The 5,338-nt window shown below is 70.7% G+C and carries 5 protein-coding genes; 2 read left to right on the top strand and 3 right to left on the bottom strand.

Annotated elements, in window-relative coordinates:
* A partial coding sequence (locus tag G5C65_RS30490; RefSeq protein ID WP_165302286.1) for a tetratricopeptide repeat protein occupies positions 1-2,413 on the top strand: 2,413 nt, incomplete at its 5' end.
* A 42-nt stretch (positions 2,414-2,455) separates the two neighbouring features.
* On the opposite strand, the gene G5C65_RS30485 is transcribed toward G5C65_RS30490, so the two are convergent.
* From G5C65_RS30485 to G5C65_RS30475, 3 genes are all read right to left on the bottom strand, one after another.
* A complete protein-coding gene (locus G5C65_RS30485; RefSeq protein ID WP_165302285.1) occupies positions 2,456-2,743 on the bottom strand; it encodes a hypothetical protein in 288 nt (95 codons plus the stop codon).
* 208 nt (positions 2,744-2,951) lie between these two features.
* The gene (locus G5C65_RS30480; protein ID WP_206442445.1) at positions 2,952-4,286 is read right to left on the bottom strand and encodes an NsdA family TPR-like regulatory protein; all 1,335 of its coding nucleotides are present in this window, start codon (positions 4,284-4,286) and stop codon (positions 2,952-2,954) included.
* Between the two features lie 25 nt (positions 4,287-4,311).
* Positions 4,312-4,761 (bottom strand): DNA-processing protein DprA, encoded by a 450-nt coding sequence (locus G5C65_RS30475; RefSeq protein WP_165302284.1) that lies wholly within the window; start codon positions 4,759-4,761, stop codon positions 4,312-4,314.
* Positions 4,762-4,824: 63 nt separating this feature from the next.
* Here G5C65_RS30475 and G5C65_RS38695 point away from each other — a divergent pair.
* Positions 4,825-5,338: hypothetical protein (locus G5C65_RS38695; protein WP_206442444.1), on the top strand; the 514-nt coding region annotated here is incomplete at its 3' end.

The following is a 5,338-nucleotide window of genomic DNA, read 5'->3' as shown; positions in this document are numbered from 1 at the left end:
GTCGTGTCCCCCTCCCGCGCCCTCGGCGGACGCCCCGCGCAACAACCTCCCCCGCGACACCCGCGACTTCACCGGCCGCACCGCCGAACTCGCCGCCCTGCTGGCCGAACCCGGCGAGCAGGGCAGCGCGCTGCCGGTCACCGTGGTGTCCGGCATGCCCGGCATCGGGAAGACCGCGCTGGCGCTGCACGCCGCGCACCGCCTGGGCGACGCGTACCCCGACGCACAGCTCTATGTCGACCTGCGCGGACACAGCGACGAGCCGCCCTGCGAACCGGCCGAGGCGCTCAGCCTGCTGCTGCGCGTCGCGGGCGCGCTGGACGACGCCCCGCCCTCGCCGCTCAGCGAGGAGAGCGAGGGCGCTTCCGTACAGGCGCGCAGCTGCCAGTGGCGGGAGTGGACCGCGCGGCACCGCACCCTCCTGGTCCTCGACAACGCCGGGGACCCGGACCACATACGACCGCTCCTGCCCGGAAGCGCCGCCTGCCGGGTCATCGTCACCAGCCGCAGCCCGCTGACCGCGCTGGAGGGCGCGGACTCCCTCGTCCTCGGCGTCCTGCCGGACAGCGACGCCGCCGCGCTCTTCGCCCGGATCGCGGGCGATACGCGCGCCCTGGACCCGGCGGCGCTGCGCCGCGCGGTGGGCGCGTTCGCGGGCCACCCGCTGGCGATCCAGCTGCTGGCCAACGGCTTTCGGCAGCACGAGTCCTGGGACCTGCCCTACCTCGCCGACCGCCTCTCCCGGGCCAGCGACCCGCTGGACGAGCTGGAGGCCGACACGGTCAGCTCCGCGTTCCGCCTCTCGTACGCGGCGCTCGGCGCCCCCGCGCGGCTGCTGCTGTGCCGCCTCGCCCTGCACCCCGGCCCCACCCTCGCGCCCGGTGCGGTGGCCGCGCTCATGGGCGCGCGGCCCGGGGAGACCCGGGCGGCCGTGTCCGAGCTGCTGCACGGCCATCTGATCGCGGAGCCCGAGCGCGAGCGGTACGCGCTGCACGACCTCACCCGCGCCTTCGCCCGCCGCACGGGGGAGGACGCGGAGACGGGGGAGCCCGCGCGGGACCGGCACGCGGCCGTCACCCGCGTCCTCGCCTACTACCTGACGGCCGCGGACCGCGCCGACCGCCTCGTCAACCCCCGGCGCCGCCGCCTGCTGCGCGGCCCCGAGGGCGAGTCCCCGTACGCGCCCGAGTTCACCGAGGCCCGCGACGCCTGGCAGTGGCTCTCCGCCGAGCGCCCCAACCTGCTCGCCGCGACCCGCACGGCGGCCGCCCGCTTCCCCGCGTACGCCGCGCACTACTCCCACGTGCTGGCGCAGACGCTGAAGAGCTGGGGCTGGGACGCCGGCGACACCGGCGAGCTGCACGCCGCCGCCGTCGCCGCCCTCCGCGAGCGGGGCGACCGCACCGGCCTGGCCCAGACCCTGGTCGACCGCGCGGACGCGCTGGCCCAGGAAGACCCGGGGGAGGCACTGCGCTGCGCGTCGGAGGCGCTGGCGCTGTTCCGGGCGGATGGGGACGTTCACGGATGCGCGGACGCCCTGCTGCAGAGAGGGCGGGCCCAGGTGGCGGCCGGATGCCGCTCGGAGGCGCACGAGGCGCTTGACGAGTCGTTGCGGCTCTACCAGTCGGTAGGAGCGGTGTTCTCTGAAGCCAGAGCACTGAACGTGAGGGGCGCCTCCCTGTACTACCTCGGCGACTCTGTCGCGGCACGTGCCTGTTTTGAGAAGGTTCTTGATATTTACTCGGGTAATTACCTATTTGACGAGGCGACGGCACTCAACAACCTGGGTATGGCGTATCTGCTGGAGGGCAGGCATACCGAGGCCCTTCACTACTTCGAGGAGGCCCTTCAGCGGGTACGCGACTGCGGTGGCCCCCTGGACAGGGCTCTCACTGAGGCCAATATCGGTGCCGCCCATCATGCGATGGGTGATCTGGATCGGGCGCTCGGGTACTTCCACCGTGCACTGAAGCGTTTCCCCGAAAGTGGCGACTCCACAGGTGAATCGGATGTCCGGGTGCATATCGGTGATGTGTACGCGAGCGTCAGCAGGTACGACGAGGCGCTGAACTCCTACCAGCGGGCCGAGGAACTTGCCAGCAGGGTCGGCGCCGCCTACGAGCGTCAACGGGCACTGGTCGGCATCGCCGGTGTACGGCGGGCCAAGGGGGAGATGAACGCGGCGATGCGGTCGTACGAAACGGCGCTGTCGATGGCGCGGTCGGCCGAGTATGCGCTCGGCTCGGCGCGGGCGCTCGATGGTATGGCGCGCACCGCACTGGAGTTTCAGGGGCCGGAATCAGCTCGTCGCTACGCGGATGAGGCCATCGTTCTCTACTCCAGGTTCGGTGCGGAGGAGAAGGCCGGGGCGCTGCGAGGACTGCTCGACGGGCTGGAGGTCACCGGCTCGTGAGACGTGCGTCCGAGCCGGTGACGGGGTCTTGCGCGTGCGCGTTCAGTATTTGACGCGCTCCTGTGCCATCGCGGGGCGCTGCATGCTGCTGGTCCATGTGCCGGTGAATACCTCGGGGGCGGCCTTCGGGTGCTGACCGGCGAGGTATTTGACGCGCTCATCGCTCTTCGCGAGGTGGTGGCCGCCACCGGCCTGGGCGCTGGTGGTGCTCGCGGGGGCGGCGTGGGGGGTGCCGTTCTCGGCTGCCGAGGCGGAGTGCGCGGGGCCGAGGAGTATGGCGAGGGCGCCTGCGCCGCAGCAGGCGATGTAGCGAATGGACCGGTGGTTCACTTTTCTCCTAACGGGTTAATGATCGGGCATTTGTGCCATGGGAGGCTAACCGCAACTCGCGTGGCTCGTGCGAGTGTTGAGGTGATAGTACTGGATTTTCATACGATCGAGTGACATTGCTTGATGGTGCAGAGGTATGCGGAGGGGCACCAGCCGCACGTCGGCTCTCAGCTGCTGAGCGGGCGCTGCGTCCCGGGCTGCGTCTCTGCTAGCTGCCGAGCACGTCCATCAGGTGATCGTCCAGGTCGGCGACCCAGGCTTCATGTCGCCAAGGGCGCAGCTCCCGTCGCGCCCTGCGCAACCGAATCGCCGGAACCCGGCCGCCGGTCGAGGCCGCCGCACCCACGCACTCGTGCAAGAGATCCGCAGCAGCACGGGGCTCGCCGAGCTTGATCCTCGCCAGCGCCTGGTCCGTCCTGACGATCGCCCGCTGTACCTGCTCGCGTGGTGCGGACAAGGAATCCGCCGACCGGTCGAACCGGTCGTGCGCGGACCGGGCGTCTCCGACATACAGTTCGCACACTCCCTCGAACCCGCGCAGGTGAGGGAGGGAGAAGGCAGATGGTGACGGGTCGCTCTGGGGATGGGCTTCCATGTCGTACCAGGCCAGGCCCAGCGCGGCCTGCGCCTGCCGCTCCAGCCCCTCCCGTGCCGCGATCTCCGCTTGCAGGGCGTGGGCTCGGGCCCGCACCCGCGCACTGGTTCCCGTGCGCGCGGTGCGAACGGCCTTGTCGGCCAGGCGGCGCGCACCGCCGAGGCCGTCTTCGGAGTAGAGGGTCACGAGAGCGTGGCTCATGTGTACCCCAGCTCGGCGCCACGGGGTGGCGAGCGCTTCGGCCTGGCTGGTTGCGTCGGCGTACAGGGCTCGGGACGCCGTGTCGTCCCGGGTCTCGAAGGCGAGACGGCCTGCCAGCGTCGCGGCAGACACGGTGACGGCCCGTAGTTCCGGGATCAGGGGGTCGGGCACAGGGCCGGCCAGCAGCCGGCGGCACGCCTCCAGCGCGGGTGCGAGCAGGAGCTGAAGCCGGACGAACGGCAGAGTTCCCACCTGGGCGTTGACATCGGACACGACACCACTGAGTCCCGCGAGAACCCGCTCCTCCGTGCGGGTCGGTTCGGCCAGGGCCTGTGCGAGTCCGGTCTGCACACCGGGTGCGAGGAATGCGAGCATCCCGTCGCCCGCGTCCGTCACGTGGCGCACCACTGCCGAGCGTAGTTCCGCGATCCGCCCCTCGCTCTCGCCGAGCATGCCGAGGGCTCCGAGGTATTCGGCGAAGTCCGACCCTGCGCCAAGGGCAGTCTGCCCGGTGGGGGTGCGTGCGTACACGAGACCGAGAAGGAGCTGGTACCTCTCGTCGGGCATCGTCGGGCGGGTGGATTCCCACCGGGTGACCGAGCGCTGAACCGAGGCGACCGAGGGCAGGTGGGGCTGGGACAGCTCCCTGGCTGTCACCGACAGGGCGCGGGCCAGGTCGTTCAGGGACAGGCCGCGCCGGTTGCGCAGCCGTTTCATCGTCGCTGCGGCGGCCGCCTTGTCGTCCATACCAGCATCATGGCGCACACGGTGACTACACGGGCACGATCAGTCGTGGTTTTCCCTGTTGCGATGCGTAGTTGAGGGTCTGCCAGGTACCGGATGCCTCGTCGGCATGGTGAGGGAAGCCGATGGCCATGCCTGTCCGGTCGACCATGTAGCGGTTCCGTGCGTGGTAAGCGGGAGTGCACAGTTCGGGGGCTCCGAGTTCAGTGATTTCCTTGATGCGGTTGCGGCACCGCGTGATCGCCTGCCGCGCCTCGGCGGGTTGTTGACCGACGCTCCCTGGGACGACGACGGTGATCAGCGCTTTCGTGTTGGCCGCGAGCCACAGCAGGCTCATCGTGTCGATACCCTGCGCTCCCCCGACGTAGAAGTGGGCGCCCTCGGCGAAGGGCGCGAGATAGTCGGCAAAGAGCCCGGCGTAATCGTCGGGACTGCGGTGCCCGGTGGAGCGAGTACCCGTGATCGCAGCCGTCCTCATGGTCAACTCCGTGTCCTAGGTTGTCGTATCCCGGCAGGTCACGGCCGTTGGGATGGTTGCTGTGTGGAAGCCGAACTCCAAGAACTCGCCAACCGCCTGGCCGCGCACGGGCTACGGGTAGTCATGGGTGAGGCTCAGTCGAGCCTGCGCGTGGCACACCCGCTGAACGCTGCTCTCGCCGAAGAGATTGCCACGGCCGAAGGCCGCTACGTGACCGGCATCGGCTACGAGGTCGGTTCGTTCGGCGATGAGGCGGAGTGCGCCGGGCGTATTGCCCGCATGCTGGCCGCAACACCACCGCACGGTCCCTCTCCTCGCCGCTTCGAGCCGCGCGCGTACGTGGTGGACGAGAGCACGGCGCGGGAGTCGCCGTCCGAGCCCGCGTGGACGGGGCGGGTACAGCGCGTCCTAAGCGACGGCTCGTATCTGCTGATCACCGAGACCGGCTACCAGTGGAGGGCCGGAGCCCGCGATGTGCGGGCGGCCACGGACGCCGAGCGGGCCGTGTACGAGGCGAAGCTGGCCCGGCTGAAGCGGGAGCGGGCGGCGCTCACCGAGCGGCTGTCCGGGCGGGGAG

The organism is Streptomyces boncukensis (assembly GCF_011045075.1).
GTDB classification, from domain to species: domain Bacteria; phylum Actinomycetota; class Actinomycetes; order Streptomycetales; family Streptomycetaceae; genus Streptomyces; species Streptomyces boncukensis.
This window is presented reverse-complemented; position numbering and strand designations above follow the sequence as displayed.